We start from the raw sequence: 19,890 nt of genomic DNA, 5'->3' as shown, positions 1-19,890 counted from the left end.
GCTTATTTATCAAGTACGTGTTTGCGGGTTCCTTCTACTATTTCTCTTACCTCATCTATTATTTCCTCAGGATACATCATTTCTTTCAGAGAGTCTGTGAGGTGTTTTAGCACCATGTCAAAATGTGTGTCGTTCATTCCATTCTTAACGGATTCCCTATGGGAGTTGCGCAGACCTCTTTGCCAATATGTGTATTTACTAGGACCGCCAAAAGCAAAGGTAATGAAGGCTTTTTGTTTTGCCATTAATCTTGATATGTGAATATTTTTGAAAAAGTGATTTACTCTATTGTCATTTAGGACTTTGTAGTAAAAAATCTCTACTGCCGCGTCAACGGCATTCTCACCACCAATACGTTCATAGAGACTTGACATAGGTATTTGATTGATAAAGTTCATAAAATATTCTTACGACAGATATTCTACATGGAATCAATTAAGTAATTGTTAAGGTATTTTTATTGTAGATTATTCAATAATTTTGTAACTGATTTAAGAATTGGTTAAGTCCATCTAGTCTTTTTTCTAGGTTTTCTCTTTGGATAGTTGTTGTATTGTATGGCCTGCTGGCGATTGTTGCCTCAATCGCTTTTTTAACGATAGCTAAGTAGTTGCTATCATCGTCTATGTAAGCTGTTCCTATAGTTCCATGAACACTCTCTATCACAATTGGTAGAAAGCTGCTTTCAAGGAGCATTTTATCACGATCGCTTAGATTAGATGTTGTTTTGTGCCAAGATTCATGAACTTTTTTAGGGGCATTATCTGGTGGAAAATGCCACGTCTTAGCAATTCCTATCATTTCAAAGCCGTCATGGTCTAAATCCTTTGTATTTCTCGGAGATTTTAGTAGGTTAAACGCTCCTTCCTTGTTTAAGGATTCTGGTTTTATAGTAAAGGCAAGTCCTTTTAGGTGTTGTAATACCTCTAGCTCTTGGTCGCTAAGAGATAGGATAAATTTCTGTGGATTTTCATAACCATTTTGTGCGGTAGCCTTATATATTATTTTTTCAAATTCCGATGTGTATTTTTCAACCTCTTGTCTGCGTTCTTCACTTATGCCTCGTTTTATGTATTCGCTTTTCCATTTATGTAATTCTATCTTCTCGGTTTCGGCTATATTGTTTTTTTCGTTATCTGGAATTTTATCATAAATAGTATGCGAAGATGTATCTTTAAGAGTTTTATTAATGTTTTCAGATTGTATCTTTAGCATATCAGAAAAAGCATTGCTGGTTGTCGATTCAGCTTTATATGTTGGTTTTTTTGACAGTTTGTCTATGTGATTTGCTGATGTGGTTAAATTTGTCTGATTCGGTATAACTGACATTATGAACCTCTGACGGATTTGAAGTTATCAAGATATTGTGAGCAATTAACATGCCATTTGCCGTTAAATATAATAGGTCGCTATAGAATTTTGCGTTGAATTTATATATATTTTCAAAAGTTGACTTTTGTTAATTGTATATATAAATACCGCTGTGGTATTTCTATAGTAATTTGAGATGATAATTATCCAAGTTACTATGGGAATCTACTTTGAAAGAGTTGGTTTTACGCCGTGAAGCGAGCGAAATAGCTTTGTTTTTATGGGGAAAAATAAAGTCAATTGACTATGATTTCCTACCTGTGTCTCACAGTTGTTTACCCTGTTATTTTTCAAACATAATATTGGAAAAATATAACTGTTTTCCAACATCTTGTTTGTTTAATAAATCAACAGTTCGTTGCAAAATATGTGTTATGGAAATTCACAATAAAAATCAAATAAAAAACTTACGTGAGAGCTATGGTCTGACGTTAGAGCAGCTAGCGGAGAGGGCTGGTACTACTAACCAGCAAATATCTATGCTAGAAAAAGGGCAGCGCAAATTAACTTGGGACTGGATGGTAAGACTTGCTAAGGCATTGAATTGTCGTCCTATAGATATAGTGGAAGAGACGGTTGATTTTTCTAATGAAGAGATTATGGATGCTATAAAAAACAAAGAAACTCATGAAGTTATTCAGAAATTTAATAATCTTAGTGAGACTCAAAAGGCGGTTTTTACTACTATGCTTGATGGTATATCTAATATTAAGGATGATGAGTTCAAGGAAAAGCTGCTTAAAGAGTATAAAAATAAGGATGATAATAAAGAATAGTCATCATATTGAATTAAAAGATTTTTATCCGTGCCCTAAGACTGCTAGCGTAAGTTGGTGGAGATTTACGCAGGCTTCCAGCTTCCTTTATTAGGCTATATTTAAGTTTTATCATATTCTTCTTCGTTGTTATATTCCAACGAAATATTGGAAAAATTTATTGACTTTTATCAAACAATTTGTTGGAATATGTGGTATATAAATAACAAAATTAAATATAATGATGGAAACAGTTGATAGAGTTAGGGAAGATTTTCTAAATATTGCCAAAATAGATAAAAAGATTAGCTCTAAATTTAAGAATAATAAGTTAGAAAGTAATAGCACGGTTATACATAATAACGCGGAGTTGTTCTTGCATATAATCAATCAGGATACTTATATTGCATTAAATTATCTTAGCTCGAATATAAAGTGAGCGTGGGGGAATTTGATGCTTCTGATTTGCTATATTTGGGTGTCGTAGCGTATCTTTTCGGTCTAAACTCGTTTTCTGTCTGACATAAGTTAGCCTAAGTTCTAAGAACATAGGTTGGTGCGGTCGAGAAGACTTGAACTTCCATGGGTTGCCCCACAACGACCTCAACGTTGCGCGTATACCAATTCCGCCACGACCGCATTAATTATAGGTGGTACATAAGAAAAATGTGGTTTAATATCTAGCAAATATTATAATTTTAGCAAGTATAGTATAATAAATTACGTAGAATTTTGATAAATTATGTCACCAGACAAGCTGAAATGGAAAATATCACAACATCCAGTAGCATATCCTGATTCTATTTCCTTTATGGAAGAAAGGGTAGAGGATATAATAGCGGGTAATGCCTCTGAGATGGTTTGGTTGCTTGAGCATCCGCCATTATATACAGCTGGTACCAGCGCTAATATGCGTGATTTATTATCTCATGATTTTCCATTATATGAAACTGGAAGAGGGGGGCAAATAACCTATCACGGACCGGGGCAACGTATAGCGTATGTCATGTTAGATCTAAAAAAACGTGGTCAGAGAGATGTACGTAATTTTGTAAAGAATCTTGAAGAGTGGCTTATATCATCACTTGCTGAATTTGGTATTGTTGGACAAATAAGGGAAGGTAGAGTTGGTGTGTGGGTTAATACCCCTTCGGTTGAGGCGAAGATAGCGGCACTCGGTATACGTATTCGTAAGTGGGTTACTTTTCATGGAATAGCTCTTAATGTGAATCCTGAACTTGAGCATTATAAAGGGATAGTACCGTGTGGTGTAAAGGGTTTTGGTGTTACCTCTATGAGTAATCTTGGTGTTAGCGCTTCAATGAAAGAGGTAGATGAGGTGCTTAAAAAGAAGTTTGCCGAAGTGTTTTAGATGCTTACTAAGGAGAACTGAAGAATTAGAGGGATTAAGAAACCCGTTATACCTATCTGATTTGAGTTATTTTCATTAATTTACGGCTGCTTGCCTCTATCGCTGGAATATCAGAAGTTTTACAATCTAACTCAGCGCCTATAAGTATTTTTATGGCGTTTGTGATATTATCAAGAGTCCAACTATCAGCGTGGCGAATAAGAATTGGTTGTTGTTTGAAAAATACTGGTGGACGCAGTGCCGCGACGGCTGTTCTAGCTGTTTGCTGGTTTTCTTTCATATTGAGACGTATTGAATAAAGCTTGTTAAAATATCTTTGCATTGACCGTATATACATGATTGGCTGTGTGCCCTCTTTTAGATGCTGAGTAAGCTTTTCCTCCAGATTCTTTAGATTGCGATCGGCGACTGAGTTTACTATGTCATCAAGCTGTGTAGTTTGGTTATAATCTACTAGTAACTTTACGTCATTTAGGTTTATTTCTTTTGTATCCGCCGCGTATAATGCTATTTTTTCTAGCTCTTGATAGGTTACGTAACGGTCATTACCTAGTTGGCTCACTAGATAATTTAAGGTTTCATTATCATATTTTATTCCCGCTTCCTGAAATTTTTGACGTATTACCGATTGAACGTCTTTGGCTTCGTCACGATAGCATGCGAGGGAGGCGAGGGTTTTGCTTTTCTCAAAAAATCCCCGTAACGATGAGCGTGCTTGCAATTCTCCGGCGGTTATTATTAAGAACGTATCCTTATTAAGGTAATTTTCCGCTTCTTCAATTATTTTAGTTATTTTATCGGTAGCGTCATAAACTACTATGACTCTCTTGTCACACATCATACTAACGGCTGATAGTTCGTCATATAGTTTCGCTGGATCAGATGATAAATCGCTGGCGGCTATTTCTGATTTAGCGAATGAGTCCTCTGCCATGCTGCCTAGAACAGATTTTATTATAGAGCGGCTTCTGTCTCGTACAAGCCCATTATCTACGCCATAAATAAGAACAGAACCACAGCTATTTTGTGGATTTTCTATGAAAGAGGTTATCTGCTTAGCGGTTATTTTCATTTTGTTTTTGGATATATTTCTCTATGCTAGACTTATCCTCAGAATCTTGTTTCTTTATCATTGTCATCATTCGGTGACGGTACAGCTCGGCATGTTCTTTAATCCCACGCTTACGAGCGTCTTGTTCCGAGATGTAGGTAGAGAAATATTGGTTATTAGGGTTATTGTAGCTGGTTACGTTGCTTACGCTTCCTGAATCTATAATTTTATTGTCTGTTATTCTAATCAAATTATAGCTGGAGTTTATAATAAGATTATAGCGTGAAGCTGTACCGTCTCTAGCGACACCAATACCAGAGCGTGATTGTACTATGCTAACCTCCAATTTATATTTAGGGTCGTTTACAGATGGTAACATGTCTTCAAGATTATTGGTAAATTGCCTTGCCATGCTGGTGTATGAGCTATGATCTATTGAGGAATTATTAGAAAGAGATATAACACCACCAGCGCTAGCGGATACCACAACGCCAGAACTTATAGGGGAGTCCTCTGGGATAGAATTGTTTTTCTTACTGTATACTGGCTTAAATCCACATGAGTTAGTAAGAAGTAATATAGATATTAAGGGTAAAATCCATTTTGCTTTTAATTTAATGGTCATATTGCCGTATTCCCCCTTTATAGAACTATACTCACAATTTTATTAGGCACTACAATAATCTTTTTTACAGTTTTGTCTTGTAAGAAATTTTGTATGACTGGTAAAGCTAAAGCCTCGCTTTGAATGGTTTCTTTATCAGAATCCTTTGCCATATCAATTGTCCCACGCAACTTTCCGTTTATTTGGATGGCTATTGTTACATTGTCTTCTATCAGCCAATCACTACTTACTTGCGGCCAACTTGTATTAGTAAGCGGATCTTTATTGCCAAAAATCTGCCATATTTCCTCAGTAATATGTGGCAAGAAAGGATTTATAAGTTTAATAGCGCTATTTATCGCCTCATCTTGGGCATTTATGTTCTTAGCAGAAACTTTTATACTCTCTATCAAGTTAGTGAGTTCACGAATGCGGGCGATTGCTTTATTAAAGTGAAAATTATCAAGATCATCAGTAACCGCTTTAATGGTTTTATTGGTAGCTTTTTTTAGTTTTATATATGACTCATCTGTTTCGTCATCTAGGGATTCTAGATATTTTTCCTTATCTTGTATATGATTATGAGCTATCTTCCATAGGCGGTTTATGTAACGCCACGCGCCTTCAATACCAGCGTCAGTCCATTCTAGGTCGCGCTCAGGTGGACTATCGGAGAGCATGAACAGGCGGGCGGCGTCCACACCATAAGTTTGGATTATATTATTAGGGTCTATGGTATTTTTCTTGGATTTGCTCATTTTCTCAATACGACCAACAGTAACCGGTTTATTACTGCCTATTTCCAAGAAATCTCCGTTATCACTCTTATATATATCATCTGGTGATAGCCATTTTCCTTCTGCGCTCTTATAGGTTTCATGACAGATCATACCTTGTGTTTCTAAGCGTTTGAAAGGTTCGGTTATTGTGGTAAGAGCGGATTTTTTCAAAGCTCTAGTAAAGAATCTGGAGTAAAGAAGGTGAAGTACCGCGTGTTCTATGCCGCCAATATAGCAATCAACCGGCAGCCAATAATCAAGAGTGTCGTTTTTAAGAGGATTTTCGGATGGCAGGGTAGCATAACGCAGGTAATACCATGATGACTCAAAGAAAGTGTCAAAAGTGTCGGTTTCACGTCTTGCGTCTTTACCGCATGATGGGCATTTAGTATGTTTCCATGTTGGATGGTTGTCCAGTGGGTTTCCAGTCTTATCAAAGCTTACATCTTCTGGTAAGGTAACTGGTAAGTTTTTTTCTGGTACCGGTACTATACCGCAATCATCACAATATATTATTGGAATTGGACATCCCCAATAACGCTGACGGGATATTCCCCAGTCACGCAGGCGGTAATTTATTTTTTCCTCACCAATGTCTTTTTCTTTTAATACACTGATTATTTTTTCTTTTGCCTCAGTTACCTTAAGACCATTTATTATATCCGAGTTAATTATGACACCATTATCATCTATTACTTTGATTATTGGTAGTTCGTATTTGGTAGCAAACTCAAAATCACGCTCATCATGGGCAGGACAGCCAAAAATAGCGCCACTTCCATAATCCATAAGTACAAAATTAGCGATATAAACAGGAATTTCTTGTTCGCTAAATGGATGGATAATTTTTAATCCCGTATCAATGCCTCTTTTTTCAGCCTTTTCAATTGCTTCCTCACTAGTTCCTAAGCTATTACATTCAGAGATAAAGTCAGCGATTTGTTGGTTATTCTCAGCTAGTTTTGTAGCGATAGGGTGTGATGGAGCGATAGCGCAAAACGACATTCCAAAAATTGTTTCTGGACGTGTTGTATAAATTTCTATATATTTTTCAGAGTGTAAATTGCTATCTTTAATGTTAAGCTTTAGTCTTGCACCGGATGATTTTCCAATCCAGCGTTCTTGCATAAGACGGACTTTATCTGGCCACTCTTTCAGTGAATCAAGACTTGATAGTAACTCTTCTGAAAAGTCAGATATTCTTAAAAACCATTGTGATAGCTTGCGTCTTTCAACTAGCGCGCCACTACGCCAACCACGACCATCAATTACTTGTTCATTGGCGAGTACCGTATTATCAATAGGATCCCAATTTACCTCTGATTCTTTACGGTAGGCGATATTGTTTTCTAGGAACTTAAGAAAAAACAGTTGTTCATGTTCATAATATTCTGGCAAACATGTGGCGAGTTCTTTCGTCCAGTCATAAGCGATCCCGATTGACTTAAGCTTTTTTCTCATATTCTCTATATTAGATATAGTCCATTTTTTGGGATGAGAGTTATTAGCGATAGCCGCGTTTTCAGCGGGAAGTCCAAAAGCGTCCCAGCCCATAGGATGAAGTACATTATATCCTTGCGCTCTTTTGCTTCTGGCTATTACATCACCCAAAGTATAATTTCTGACATGTCCCATATGGATATTACCGGATGGGTAAGGGAACATCTCCAGAACATAATATTTAGGTTTTTCGCTTTCAAAATTACTTTTGAAAATTTGATTGTCTTGCCAGTATTTTTGCCATTTTTCTTCAGTCTCACGAAAATTATAGCGGCTATTATCTGTCATATTATTTATCAGTTATAAGTTTTTTTATTCTTGTTATTGTTTTATTTTAAGCTCTCTGGCTCTAGTAAGTATTGTATCCTCAATTTTGTGAGCATCCTGTGGTGGTGACTTTATGTCACGCCAGTTACCTTTTACTAATTTTTGTTTGAATAAGGTAACCTTTATACCATCGGAGCGTAGTGCCCGATCTATAATAATCGCATTTACCTTGAATCTTATATCTTTCGTGGCTGGATCTTCATACCAGTCAGTAATAATTACTCCGCCAAAAGGATCGGCGGACATGAATGGCATAAAAGATAGAGTGTCTATAGTAGCGCGCCATAAGAAACTATTCACTCCAATAGGAGAGGCGGCACCAGCTCCACTTTTTGTAGGACCACCAAATGATATGCCTTCATCTCCCGTTAGTTTGCCACGTGATTCCCTACGGGCTTCTTCAACACTCTTAGTACTAGTAGGAGACTCAAGTGAGGAGTTGGAGCATGATGAGATTATAATTGAAAAAGTTATTATATATAATATTTTTTTCATTAGTATTCTCCTAGTTGTTTAATAGGGTTGGATAGAAATTAGTGACGGATAAGTTATACGAGTATGTGCGCTATATTATAAAAAAGAAATCCGCAAGCAATAGAAAACATTATTTTTATAAGTATATTTTTCAAATATTCTTTGTGAGGTTAATTTCTATATTTTTTGAAAGTTATTAACTACTGCCAGAGGTGGTAGTCAATAAATGAACATATAAAAAAGGGCGGTGATAACACCGCCCTTTAATTTTTTAACTAACTTTCAAATTAGAAAGCAAGTTGAGTACCAATTAGAACAACTGTAGCGTCGTTATCATTAGCTGTACCAGTTGGATCAAATTGAACTACGTTAACTTCAGCATACGGAGTAAGACCTGGAGCCAGTTTGTAATCAACACCAAATGATAGGTTGCTGAAATCGTTATGAGTAGCACCAGTATCGAACTCACTGTCAAGATAAGTTACACTAGCACCGAATGGTCCGATTTCATAAGCGCCACCAACAGTCCAGAAGCTGTTATCATCTTGATTACCAGCTGATTTAAGGCGAAGACTGTCACCAAGATCACCATATGAACCAGCTAGGCTGAAGCCCATAAAGTCAATCTTACCACCAACTTGCCAAGTGCGTAGGTCTTCCTGAGTATTGCTTTCAGCATTACCCCATTCACCAGTAGCAGCAAGAGCTATACCAACATTTTGGTAACGACCTTCATAGCTGATAGCACCAAGTAATACGTTTTCAGCTTCACCAGCAGTATTATCAGTACGGCTAAGGGTTTGACCACGATCACCTGCTGTGGTGTCAAACAGATAGCTCACACCAGCTTGGAAACCAGCAAAACGTGGAGTGTAATAGCTGATTTTATTGATTGCTTGAGAGCCTTCATTACCAAGAACACCGGTACCATAATCTAAGAATAGATCAGGAGTAGCGATAACCTGACCGGTACCACCAGAGTTGGTAGAGTAGCTGTAAGCAGTACCAGCAGTGTTCATGAAATAGTAGAAATCACCATCTATACCACCAGTAGCGCGGGCGATAGAAGAAGCGTCTATTTTCATGGTTTTAGTTACACCGTAATCAGAACCACCTTGAAGCTTACCCCATTTACCATCAAGATAAATGTAGGTACGTTCTGAATCAATACCAGCAGCATCGGCAGAAGCTGAAGTATCAGCACGTAGATCTATACCAGCACCGTATCCGAAACCGTGGTCACTTTTACCATCAACACGAACAGTGATGATATTGTCAGAGCGAAAAGCACCAGAACGTTGGTTGGTATCTAAATCTTCACCAGTGAATCCTGCTTGGAAGGTAGAAAAACCACCAAGAGTGATTTTTGGAGTCTGAGCAGCATTCGCAGCAGAAGCGAATAAAGCGGTAGCACCAACAAGAGCGGAGGTACCAAGAAGAATTTTTTTCATATATATTCCCTTATTAATATTATTAGTTTAATAAACTAGTGACTAGAATTATACTCTAGGCTACATAAAGTAATATCACTTCATGATTTTACCTGAAGCCAGTTATTGTCCAAACGATGTTTTGTTGCAAGTTGTAACGCCATTAAGGAGATATAAAACGAGTGTTTTAGATTAATATGTGACAATAAAGCAACAAATTGACCGTGATATAGCTGTTTTTTTAATTATTTTTTAATTTTTAGAGGCGAGGAGCTTTGTAATATGTCTATTCACAGTAATATAGATAAAATAAAAGCACGAATTACAGTAGCTATTAGTGAGTCATTATTGTCTAATCGTATGGTTAACATCATTGCCGCTAGCAAAGATCAGCCGCAATATAAGATAGAAGAGGCTATAAATTCAGGTATTATTAATTTTGGTGAGAATAGAGTTCAAGAAGCGCAAGAGAAGTGGCAAGAGCTTAAGGTTAAATATGATAATGTAAAATTACATTTGATAGGAAATTTACAGAGTAATAAGGTGAAACAAGCTCTTTTATTGTTTGATGTGATTGAGACTATAGATAGAAAGTCCTTAATAGAGGAAATTGTGAAATTAAGAGATGGCGGCTTTAATATAGACAATAAAAAATTTTATGTACAGGTAAATACCGGAAAAGAAGCGCAAAAATCAGGAGTTTATCCAGAAGACGTTGATTTATTTATAGATTTTTGTACGGAGCGTGGCGTTAAAATAGATGGTCTGATGTGTATACCACCGGTTGAACAGCCACCAGCTCCTCATTTTGCTCTATTACGAGAAATTTCATTAAGAAACGGCTTGTTAGAGCTTAGTATGGGAATGAGTAAAGATTTTGAGGAAGCCATTCGAATGGGGGCGACATCTATTCGTCTTGGAACTGTCTTATTTGGTGGTAGGAATTAGAGTTAATATTCTGAGCTTCATAAATAGTTCATAAAAATATATTTTGTTTGTTATATATTTCCAGATGAAAAAATATTTTTTTTAATTGTATTTAGATGGGTTAGCATGAGGTTTCTACGCATTTCTATCATTAGAATAGCTTATGTATTAGCGTTTTTATGTTTTTATATTTTGGCGAGTTCATCGCTGTATGCTATAGGTGGTAAGGATAAAGATACGATAAGACCAAATTACACGCTTATAGACGAATTTCTTGACCTAGCTAGTATAGGCGAGGGAAAGCAAAATAATGAGCTTGCTAGAAAAACAGTAGAGGAATTAATTAAACTCGCTGATGGTGGATATATTGGAGCACAGTATAATCTTGGTGTGATGTACGCTAAGGGTGATGGGGTGCAGAAAGATTACACTAAAGCGGTAGGCTGGTGGGAAAAAGCCGCTAGTCAGAATTACGTTGGCGCGCAGTACAATCTCGGTATTTTATATAGCAGGGATGATACTGGTTTTAAGGATATAAGAAAATCGCTTAAATGGTTTGAGATGGCGGCATCTAACAATTATGTCGGCGCACAATATAATCTCGCTGTTTTATACGCTAAGGGTGATGGTATACCAGTTGATATGGAAAAGGCTGTTTTGTGGTTTGAAAGGGCAGCGCATGCTGGATATGTCGGCGCGCAATATAATCTAGGGTATATATATTTTTATGGAGATGGTATTCCCAAAGAACCAAAAAAAGCCGCTTATTGGTATGGAAAGGTCGCGGAAAAAGGAGATTCACATATCCAGTATAATTTGGGAGTAATGTATTTACAGGGCGCTAGTAACTATATTGAGGCGGTAAAATGGTTCGCACTATCAGCTAATCAAGGAAATGTCTTAGCGCAATATCAACTTGCTCTAATGTATGAAAGCGGAGAAGTAATAAAACAGGATTATAAGGCCGCCGCGAAATTTTATTTACTCGCGGCTGAAAATGGTCATTTGGAATCTCAGAACGCTGTAGCTGTTATGTATGCTAATGGCACTGGAGTGGCAAGAGATTATAATAAAGCTTTAGAATGGTATTTTAAGGCCGCTGATAGAGGGTACGCTCAGGCGCAAAATAATCTTGGTTTGATGTACGCGGAAGGTCGTGGTGTAGATAAGAATTATGTTGAGGCGATAAAATGGTATCGTAGAGCTATTGATGGAGGAGATATAGCGGCAAAATACAATCTTGGGTTATTGTATTATGAAGGGAAGGGGATTCCAGCGGATGTGGTGAAAGCTGTTAAAATGTATACCGAATCCGCTGATAAAGGTTACGTTGAAGCGCAATATAAACTTGGTATGATGTATTATAACCGAGAGGAAGGCGTGGTCGGAAGTCTTGAGAAAGCCTATAAATGGATAAGTCTTGCCGCCGCTCAAAACCATCAGGAAGCAATTAAATCACAGTCTGTTATTGGAGATATAATATCTGATACAGAAAAAGAAAAAGGAATGATGCTAGCGAGAAAATGGATGGAGAGGAAAGGTTATCTATCAGATAATTCTGTGAGTCAGTTAAATAACTATAGCGTGAAGTAATATGTTAGCTATATATCTGGTGACTGTGAAATATTCAGCTATTATTAGATAATATTATCAAAGTCACTACTTTCTAAGAGGTTAATGATGTATCATTTACGAAGGCTGAAATAAACTTCTATTATAGACTCTAGCCTATGCTGATGTGATAGTGTTATTGTCCAATCCGTTGACTTTATTGGTATTGGTTGAGTTAATAAGTTATTCAACTAACTTATGATATGAGTTGTATGCTAAAAATCAAATTGCGTTCTTAATATCCATATTTGTGGGTCATCATTAGGCGTGACAGCTTTGTTATCAGTATCGGATATTATATAATTAGCGGAAACCATTGTATTGCTATTTGGTAGCCACTTAATTCCTAAAGTGGTGTCACGGAGCTTTCCACCGGTTATATTTTTATCAGTTAAATCAAGACTGCTATAGCGTGCCATAAGTTGCCATGCCCCCCAGCCATTTTCGGAAATACCGAAAGGATTATTAGGGTTAACTCTGTCAAATTTAGCGGATTTGGTTATATAGTTATTGTTTTCACCTGTTAAATAGTAATAAGCTTCAATATAGTAGCCATTTAGATTGATGTCGGAAGCTGATTTGCGTTTTATGGAGTTATTTACATACTCACCTTGCATGCCAAATGAATCATAAGAAGCCGCGATTTCTAATCCTAACAAGTTTGCTGAATCCACATTGCTTATGGTTCCGGTATTTACTGCCAACTCAGTAGAGTCTGTTGAAAGATTATTTTCTGCTGTGGAAGAGAAAGTGAAAGAATCACCTGAGGAACTAGGTATACGATGGCTTCCAGCAACACCAAAATGCAGTAAGCTATTTTTTTCGGCTATTGGCGCAAGGGTGAGGCGTGCTGTTACATCTTTTGATTCATCATCAGTACTTTTAGTGCTACCAGCACTTCCACCAAAACCACCAATAGCGGCTGTCCAATGACCTATATGTTCATCACTACCATAAGAACTTGCCATAATCCCTATGTTACGCTCAGGGGAAAAAATGCTTACAGAGGCTCGTTCAATAAAGTTGGTAAATAGGTCGCTGGTAAGAGTATTTAGTCCAAAAGGCTCTTTGAATTGACCGACTGTAAATGTAACTGGAGAGAATCCAGTATATTGTAGATACACATCCGTTAGTTTGCTTGAATTTCCAGCGAAATCGTTTTGTATCTTATATTTGAAGTCACGAGCGAATTTACCGGAAGCTGATAGTCTTGCTCTTCTTATATTTGTTCCATCCGCATGGTCAGTTTTATCGTCGTTAATTATTCCAGCGTCAATTTGAGCAAAGCCGTTTATCCCAAAGCTGTAATCGCCATTTCTAGTTTTGAATTTAGGAGCTGGATCTAAAGTTACTATAACCTCATCGCCATCATTTTTCGTGTCGTTATTATTTTTGCTAATAAATGAAGACGTGGATACACTCTGTTTGGAAGAAACCCCATGTTGATAGTTATTATGAATTTTATTAGAATGGTAACTATTTTTACTCTGTTCTTCCACTAACTGCCGCTTTAGTTTGTTCATTTCTTTTTGCATAGCGTTCATTTGCGCTTGCATGGTTTGTAGTTGTTTTAATATCTCTTGATTACTTTGTGCCAGAGATGGTGTAGTCAACATTATAGTAGATACACAAAGGCAAGAAGACATTAGTTTTTGCATTGTTTTCTCCCATAATTTACGGTTATGCTGGTTATCACTTATAAAAATACTATCCTCACAGATTATTGTAAAAAATATAAATATGATTATAGTATGATTTTAACTTAACTTAACTTAACTTAACTTAACTATAATGAAGCGGCTTGCTTTCTAGCTATCTCCAAATCTTCTTTTTTTAGTGGTAGTAGACCTCTATAAGTTAGGTATCCTTCATTTCCTATAGCCGCGTCACTTACCAGTTCATTTATAAACTCTTTGATTCCTGGAATTTTATCTACGTGATCCGCTTTTATATAAACATAAAGACTACGGGAAACTTTGTATAAACCGCCCTCTATGTTTTCCATTGTTGGCAACACACCATCTATCTTGCTGCCATGAATTTTATTCTGATTTTCCTCAAGGAAACTGTAGCCAAATATACCAAGAGCATCTTTATTGCTTATTAGCTTTTGAACAATCATGTTGTCATCTTCACCAGCGTCAATATATCCACCATCCTCACGAAGTAGACCACAAGCTTTCTTTCTTTGTTTTTTATCAGGATAAGCTGCGGTAAATTCTGGGAAATGCTCACAAGCCTCTTCCATGACCAGTTCTAAAAAAGCGTCACGGGTACCAGAGGTAGGAGGGGGACCATAAACCGATATAGGTTTTTTAGGTAGAGACTGGTCAATTTCGTTCCAGTTTTTATACTTGTTATCTATCAACTTACCATCCTTATCAGGAATTTTATGGGCTAGCGCGAGGAATATTTGTTCTTTTGTAAGTTCAAATTGTGGCTCTGTTTTATAATTGGCGAGAACTATTCCATCATAACCTATAGGTACTTCAACTACCTTAGTTATACCATTTTTTTTGCAATTCTCACGCTCTGAGTTCTTAATAGGTCGGGAAGCGTTATTAATGTCCGGTGTGTTTTCGTCAACTCCACTACAAAATAATTTGAATCCACCGCCAGTGCCAGTTGATTCGATGATAGGTGTTTTGAATTTGTTTGATTTACCAAACTGTTCAGCCGCCACAGATACGAATGGGTATACGGTTGATGAGCCAACGGCCCTTATTTGATCACGGGCGAGTGATGGGTTTGTAACTAATATCGCTGTAATAAAAGCGGTTACTACTGTGAGTTGTTTAGGAAAATAAACTGACATAAATTACCTATATCTATTTGTAATTGCTAATTAATTTATAATAATTATAATATTTCAATTATATTGGAACTATTGTAGAGCTTGATATATGTGATTAGAAAATAAAGCAAGGTATTTTTCAATAATATTACTATTGACTGGTTAAAAAGCTGATATAAAATAATTTTTATGTTGTATCAAAACCATAGGCGTTGTCTTGGGGATGGATACGATCAAAGTACGCGCCGTAGCCAGCGTAATAGGAAATATCACTGGCGTAAGCCAGTGGAAATTTAATAGTCACTTTTATTGTCATGAATATAAAAAAAGCAGTTGTCGCTTTTGCGGCGTTATCTCAAGAGACACGGCTTCGTATATATCGTTTGTTGATAGAGTATGGCGAGGATGGGTGTTCATCGGGTTTTTTGAGTGAGGAGCTTGAAGTTCCTAACAATACGCTTTCGTTTCATCTATCTAATATGAGTAAGGCGAAGATAGTAACCTCAAAGCGCAAAGGGCGTTCTATTATATATAAAGCGAATATTGATTATATAGAGAAACTTGTAGGATTTTTATCTGATGATTGTTGTGCTAAATCAGATAAAGCTGATGATACGTGTTTTTCAGAAAAAAAATTACGTAAGAAGGAAAAGAAAAAACTTAAGAAAAGAGAAAAAATCTTGGCTGATTCCTTTAATTTAAGTGATGATTGATGGTAACTCGGGTAATTTGTGCCGCAAGTTACTATATATTTGGCTGTGGCATAAGTTTTGCTTGATCTGCTGTGCATGTAAGTGCTTATCATAAATATGTGTAAGTAGAGAGCCATAATGACCATTGATATAACCATTCATCCTCTTCCATCTAAAAATTTGTCGCCATATCAATTAATGCAGCCGAAAGCTCCCGATATAGTAAATGATGATTTTTTTGGAGAAGGTGGATTAAGTTTTGAGTCAATACTGGATACTCTAAATCCACTACAGCATATACCTATAGTTTCTGATATATATAAGGAAATAACCGGAGATACTATTTCTATCGGTTCAAAGATAGTTGGTGGTACTATACTTGGCGGACCTATTGGGTTATTTGCGGCTGTATTCAGCGAGATAGTAAGCGAGGTATCCGGAGGTAGTATCAGCAAGAGTATCGTAAATATTGCTAGTAACAAATATGAGTTAGCCTCTAAATTATCCTAGAGGTTTATGTGCTTTTTTCAACTAGCAAGGTAACTTTATCGGGAGTCACTTCCGCTATTCCACTATCTATAGGAAAAGTCTCTTTGCCACCACTTTCTAAAGATACCTCTATTTCACCATCTTTTAGAGCTGATACAAGAGGAGCATGATTGGGTAGAACCCCTAGTTCTCCCATCTGTCCGGGTATCTGAACGTAAGAAGCGCTACCTTCAAAGAGAATTTTCTCTGGTGTTATTATTTGTACCCGCATTGTTATCCCTCTATTGCAAATATTACTACTTACCTATTATACCAGCGTTAGTCTCATAGTCACTGGCGCTATATGAGTAATTCTCTACCATTCCTTTTTTATTGAAAAATACCGCTAGAGTGTATTTCTTTCCTTCCATTCCAGAATTTATCAGTCCTACGATTGGAATAAAGTTCTGTGGTTTTGATGAAGCGTCTATATATTCATATTTCCAAATTTCATTGCCGCTGTCAGTAAAGGATACATCACTTGGACTACCAAAGGCTGCAGTAACCTTTTGTTTTGAGTCACCGACTTTTATTTTTTCTGCCACAGATTCTTGGGTCTGTCCTTTAAGAGATATGTTACCAGAAGACGAGCATGCTCCTAGAGCGATAACAGAGATCGCTAAAATAATTTTCTTTATCATAAAAATATCTCTCTTTCTATATAATGTTAATAATTACGCCGCTTCAGCCGCCATTTTTTTTGCTTTTTCTACAGCTTCCTCAATGCTTCCAACCATGTAGAAAGCTGATTCTGGTAGGTCATCATATTTACCTTCTATAATTCCCTTAAATCCAGAAATGGTATCAGCTAGTGACACTAATTTACCCGGAGATCCAGTAAATACCTCTGCCACATGGAATGGTTGTGATAAGAAACGTTGTATTTTACGGGCACGGGCAACAACTTGCTTATCTTCCTCTGAAAGCTCATCCATACCAAGAATCGCGATAATATCTTGTAGAGATTTATAGGTTTGTAGTACACGCTGAACTTCACGAGCCACACTATAATGTTCCTCACCAATTACCGCTGGGTCAAGAACACGGCTGGTAGAATCAAGTGGATCAACTGCTGGATAAATACCAAGCTCCGCGATTTGACGTGAAAGTACGGTGGTAGCATCTAAGTGAGCGAACGATGTAGCCGGAGCAGGGTCAGTAAGGTCATCCGCCGGTACGTAAACCGCTTGTACGGAGGTAATAGAACCCTTCTTGGTAGAGGTAATACGTTCTTGCATCGCTCCCATATCGGTAGATAAGGTTGGTTGATAACCCACAGCCGATGGGATACGACCAAGTAGCGCGGATACTTCAGAGCCAGCTTGAGTAAAGCGGAAAATATTATCCACGAAGAACAGAACGTCTTGTCCTTCCTGATCACGGAAATATTCCGCTTGAGTAAGACCAGTTAGGGCAACACGCGCGCGCGCTCCTGGAGGCTCATTCATTTGTCCGTATACTAGAGATACTTTTGACTTGGTTTGGTCTTCAAGGTTGATAACGCCGGACTCCATCATCTCATGGTAAAGGTCATTTCCCTCACGGGTACGCTCGCCTACACCAGCGAACACGGAAAAACCACCATGTGCTTTGGCTATATTGTTAATAAGCTCCATGATGAGTACGGTTTTACCCACACCAGCACCACCAAATAGACCAATTTTACCACCTTTTACATAAGGGGCTAGTAAGTCAATTACCTTAATACCAGTAACTAGAATCTCTGTATCTGTTGCTTGCTCTCTAAATTCAGGGGCAGAGGCGTGGATAGGAGCAGTTTGCTTATTGCCGATTTTACCACGTTCATCAATCGGTTCACCAATCACATTCATGATACGACCAAGAGTCTCACGACCAACAGGTACGGAAATAGGAGCTCCGGTGTCAATTACCGCCTGACCACGGGTAAGACCTTCGGTTGAGTCCATAGCTATAGTACGCACTTCTGACTCACCAAGATGTTGAGCTACCTCTAAAACCAGAGTTTTATTATTATTTTGGGTAGTAAGCGCGTTTAATATCGCTGGCAATTTACCTGACGGGAATTTTACGTCAATCACCGCCCCGATTACCTGTGTTATAATTCCTTCATTTGCTCCAGTCATTTTTTCTTTCTCCGTTTAGTTTTTCTAATCTTTCGTTTGTTCTTCTAAGATTCCAATTATCCAATCCCTAAGAGCTGGGATCTTGTTTTCCGCAATATCGTATAATGTCTTTACTTCAACCTTATCATATTCATGAGATATTATGTTTCTCAGAGCTATGATATTTCCCCAAGGTATTGTTGGATATTTAGATAGAATATCCTTTGATACTCCACGGCAAGCTTCGCCTATTATCTCAAAATATCTTTCCAAAGCCTTATCGGCAATATCATTCTTTAAGCCGGAAGCAAGCAATTTCTCAATTCCGGATATCGCTTCAAGAACATGTTGTAATTTTATAATATCCCTTTCTTTATCATGTGTTCTCATAATGGTATAGCACCGCTTAATATGCTATCAGCAACATGAGGGCGTAAACTCGTATCTGAAACTAAATCAACTTTGGTTTTTAGCATATTCTCCAGATCATAAAGCATTCCCGCCATTTCCCAAATTGTGGTGCCTTTAGGAAGATGGCATAAAAAATCAATGTCACTATCTTCGTCCGCATCTCCTCTGGCTACAGAACCAAATACCCGAATATTATCCACCCTGTGCTTCTCAGCTAACTCTAGGATTTGCAGTTTATATTGAGTACGAAGTTGTTCAAGAGTTATCATCTCACTATACAGCCTCCGCGCCGCTGATAATCTCAATAAGCTCTTTAGTAATAGCCGCTTGACGTGTCCGGTTATAGGTAAGAGATAGTTTCTTAATCATCTCACCGGCGTTACGAGTAGCGTTATCCATAGCGGTCATCCTCGCGCCTTGCTCACTTGCCGCGTTTTCCAGTAGTGCCTTATACATTTGTACACCAAGATTGCGTGGTAGTAGGTCGTTTAACACTTCAGTTTGATCTGGCTCGTATTCATATGGAGATGAGTAGTTAGTTGACTTACTTTCTTGATTTTCTTCAATATTAAGATTATCTATATTGAATGGTATTAATTGTTGAAAGGTAACTATCTGCGATATAGCTGATTTGAATTTATTGTAAACTACATGACACACATCAAAATCACCAGCGTCAAAGCGCGCGATAATATCCTTCGATATTTCCTCAGCATCACTATAATTAAGCTTCTTTTTATTAAGTTCTGACTTTGAGATTATAATGGATTTGAATTCATGACCTAACTGCTCATAGCCTTTACGCCCTACAAACATTAGCTTTACAGTTATCCCTTTGCTTTGCAGATCTTTTACCTTACGGCGTACCGCCCGCACTATGGAGCTATTGAAACCGCCACAAAGTCCTCTATCGGAGGTCGCCACTACAATAAGCTGGCGATCATTACTACCAGTTCCTGATAGCATTTTAGGAAGATTAGAGCTGTTTTTAGCGGAATTAGCTACGGATATAAGAATATTCTCCATAGCTTCTGAATATGGACGTGCCGCTTCCGCTTGCTCTCTTGCTCTACGCAGCTTGGCGGCGGCGACCATCTTCATAGCTTTGGTTATCTTTTGCGTCGATTTAACGCTATTAATACGGTTTTTAAGGTCTTTTAACGAGGCCATTACTAAAAAT

The 19,890-nt window shown here is 37.5% G+C and carries 21 protein-coding genes and 1 tRNA gene; 6 read left to right on the top strand and 16 right to left on the bottom strand.

The features are described from left to right. Positions 1 to 2: 2 nt before the first annotated feature. Positions 3 to 398 carry a group 1 truncated hemoglobin gene (locus R3D71_07240; protein ID MEZ5691441.1) on the bottom strand — a complete coding sequence of 132 codons (396 nt, stop codon included), beginning with the start codon at positions 396 to 398 and terminating at the stop codon, positions 3 to 5. A gap of 73 nt (positions 399 to 471) precedes the next feature. Further along, on the bottom strand, positions 472 to 1,329 hold the full coding sequence (locus R3D71_07235) for a hypothetical protein (protein ID MEZ5691440.1): 858 nt from the start codon (positions 1,327 to 1,329) through the stop codon (positions 472 to 474). A gap of 416 nt (positions 1,330 to 1,745) precedes the next feature. Here R3D71_07235 and R3D71_07230 point away from each other — a divergent pair, with 416 nt between their 5' ends. Then, positions 1,746 to 2,147: a helix-turn-helix domain-containing protein gene (locus R3D71_07230; protein MEZ5691439.1), complete on the top strand. Its 402-nt coding sequence runs from the start codon at positions 1,746 to 1,748 to the stop codon at positions 2,145 to 2,147. 533 nt (positions 2,148 to 2,680) lie between these two features. Here the strand turns inward: R3D71_07230 and R3D71_07225 are convergent. After that, positions 2,681 to 2,765, bottom strand: a tRNA-Leu gene (locus R3D71_07225). A gap of 103 nt (positions 2,766 to 2,868) precedes the next feature. Here R3D71_07225 and lipB point away from each other — a divergent pair. Further along, the gene (lipB, locus tag R3D71_07220; protein ID MEZ5691438.1) at positions 2,869 to 3,498 is read left to right on the top strand and encodes a lipoyl(octanoyl) transferase LipB; all 630 of its coding nucleotides are present in this window, start codon (positions 2,869 to 2,871) and stop codon (positions 3,496 to 3,498) included. Between the two features lie 52 nt (positions 3,499 to 3,550). Here the strand turns inward: lipB and holA are convergent, their stop codons facing one another. The 5 genes from holA to R3D71_07195 all read right to left on the bottom strand — a co-directional run bounded on the left by holA (position 3,551) and on the right by R3D71_07195 (position 9,684). Then, the gene (gene holA, locus R3D71_07215) at positions 3,551 to 4,570 is read right to left on the bottom strand and encodes a DNA polymerase III subunit delta (protein MEZ5691437.1); all 1,020 of its coding nucleotides are present in this window, start codon (positions 4,568 to 4,570) and stop codon (positions 3,551 to 3,553) included. Next, positions 4,554 to 5,174 (bottom strand): hypothetical protein, encoded by a 621-nt coding sequence (locus R3D71_07210; protein ID MEZ5691436.1) that lies wholly within the window; start codon positions 5,172 to 5,174, stop codon positions 4,554 to 4,556. The genes holA and R3D71_07210 overlap by 17 nt, the downstream gene beginning before the upstream one ends. Positions 5,175 to 5,191: 17 nt before the next feature. Next, a complete protein-coding gene (gene leuS / locus R3D71_07205; GenBank protein MEZ5691435.1) occupies positions 5,192 to 7,720 on the bottom strand; it encodes a leucine--tRNA ligase in 2,529 nt (842 codons plus the stop codon). A gap of 33 nt (positions 7,721 to 7,753) precedes the next feature. Further along, positions 7,754 to 8,254 carry a DUF3576 domain-containing protein gene (locus R3D71_07200; GenBank protein ID MEZ5691434.1) on the bottom strand — a complete coding sequence of 167 codons (501 nt, stop codon included), beginning with the start codon at positions 8,252 to 8,254 and terminating at the stop codon, positions 7,754 to 7,756. Positions 8,255 to 8,520: 266 nt separating this feature from the next. Next, a complete protein-coding gene (locus R3D71_07195; protein ID MEZ5691433.1) occupies positions 8,521 to 9,684 on the bottom strand; it encodes a porin in 1,164 nt (387 codons plus the stop codon). Between the two features lie 261 nt (positions 9,685 to 9,945). Between R3D71_07195 and R3D71_07190 the strand changes: the two genes are divergently transcribed. Further along, a complete protein-coding gene (locus R3D71_07190) occupies positions 9,946 to 10,611 on the top strand; it encodes a YggS family pyridoxal phosphate-dependent enzyme (protein ID MEZ5691432.1) in 666 nt (221 codons plus the stop codon). A gap of 105 nt (positions 10,612 to 10,716) precedes the next feature. Then, a complete protein-coding gene (locus R3D71_07185) occupies positions 10,717 to 12,183 on the top strand; it encodes a tetratricopeptide repeat protein (protein MEZ5691431.1) in 1,467 nt (488 codons plus the stop codon). Positions 12,184 to 12,416: 233 nt separating this feature from the next. Here the strand turns inward: R3D71_07185 and R3D71_07180 are convergent, their stop codons facing one another. Together R3D71_07180 and R3D71_07175 are read right to left on the bottom strand one after the other, a co-directional pair. Then, the gene (locus R3D71_07180; protein ID MEZ5691430.1) at positions 12,417 to 13,859 is read right to left on the bottom strand and encodes a porin; all 1,443 of its coding nucleotides are present in this window, start codon (positions 13,857 to 13,859) and stop codon (positions 12,417 to 12,419) included. 128 nt (positions 13,860 to 13,987) lie between these two features. Continuing rightward, the gene (locus R3D71_07175) at positions 13,988 to 15,016 is read right to left on the bottom strand and encodes a PstS family phosphate ABC transporter substrate-binding protein (GenBank protein ID MEZ5691429.1); all 1,029 of its coding nucleotides are present in this window, start codon (positions 15,014 to 15,016) and stop codon (positions 13,988 to 13,990) included. Positions 15,017 to 15,309: 293 nt separating this feature from the next. On the opposite strand from R3D71_07175, the gene R3D71_07170 reads away from it, so the two are divergent. Both R3D71_07170 and R3D71_07165 read left to right on the top strand, forming a co-directional pair. Then, a complete protein-coding gene (locus tag R3D71_07170; protein ID MEZ5691428.1) occupies positions 15,310 to 15,708 on the top strand; it encodes a metalloregulator ArsR/SmtB family transcription factor in 399 nt (132 codons plus the stop codon). A 117-nt stretch (positions 15,709 to 15,825) separates the two neighbouring features. Further along, complete coding sequence (locus R3D71_07165) at positions 15,826 to 16,197, top strand: hypothetical protein (GenBank protein MEZ5691427.1); 372 nt, start codon at positions 15,826 to 15,828, stop codon at positions 16,195 to 16,197. Between the two features lie 4 nt (positions 16,198 to 16,201). On the opposite strand, the gene atpC is transcribed toward R3D71_07165, so the two are convergent. From atpC to R3D71_07135, 6 genes are read right to left on the bottom strand one after another with little or no spacing between them, the layout of a single operon-like run. Beyond that, positions 16,202 to 16,447 (bottom strand): ATP synthase F1 subunit epsilon, encoded by a 246-nt coding sequence (atpC, locus tag R3D71_07160; protein ID MEZ5691426.1) that lies wholly within the window; start codon positions 16,445 to 16,447, stop codon positions 16,202 to 16,204. Between the two features lie 25 nt (positions 16,448 to 16,472). Beyond that, entirely contained in the window at positions 16,473 to 16,856 is a 384-nt protein-coding gene (gene bamE, locus R3D71_07155; protein ID MEZ5691425.1) for an outer membrane protein assembly factor BamE, read from the bottom strand. Between the two features lie 33 nt (positions 16,857 to 16,889). After that, complete coding sequence (gene atpD / locus R3D71_07150; GenBank protein ID MEZ5691424.1) at positions 16,890 to 18,320, bottom strand: F0F1 ATP synthase subunit beta; 1,431 nt, start codon at positions 18,318 to 18,320, stop codon at positions 16,890 to 16,892. Positions 18,321 to 18,344: 24 nt separating this feature from the next. After that, the gene (locus tag R3D71_07145) at positions 18,345 to 18,689 is read right to left on the bottom strand and encodes a HepT-like ribonuclease domain-containing protein (protein MEZ5691423.1); all 345 of its coding nucleotides are present in this window, start codon (positions 18,687 to 18,689) and stop codon (positions 18,345 to 18,347) included. After that, positions 18,686 to 18,979 carry a nucleotidyltransferase family protein gene (locus tag R3D71_07140; protein MEZ5691422.1) on the bottom strand — a complete coding sequence of 98 codons (294 nt, stop codon included), beginning with the start codon at positions 18,977 to 18,979 and terminating at the stop codon, positions 18,686 to 18,688. Before R3D71_07140 ends, R3D71_07145 begins: the two co-directional genes overlap by 4 nt. Positions 18,980 to 18,983: 4 nt before the next feature. Further along, positions 18,984 to 19,880 (bottom strand): F0F1 ATP synthase subunit gamma, encoded by an 897-nt coding sequence (locus tag R3D71_07135; GenBank protein MEZ5691421.1) that lies wholly within the window; start codon positions 19,878 to 19,880, stop codon positions 18,984 to 18,986. Positions 19,881 to 19,890: the final 10 nt, after the last annotated feature.

It is taken from the genome of Rickettsiales bacterium (assembly GCA_041396965.1).
Classification (GTDB): Bacteria; Pseudomonadota; Alphaproteobacteria; order Rickettsiales; family SXRF01; genus SXRF01.
The sequence above is the reverse complement of the archived record's forward strand: the minus strand, read 5'-3'. Positions and strand labels throughout refer to the sequence as shown.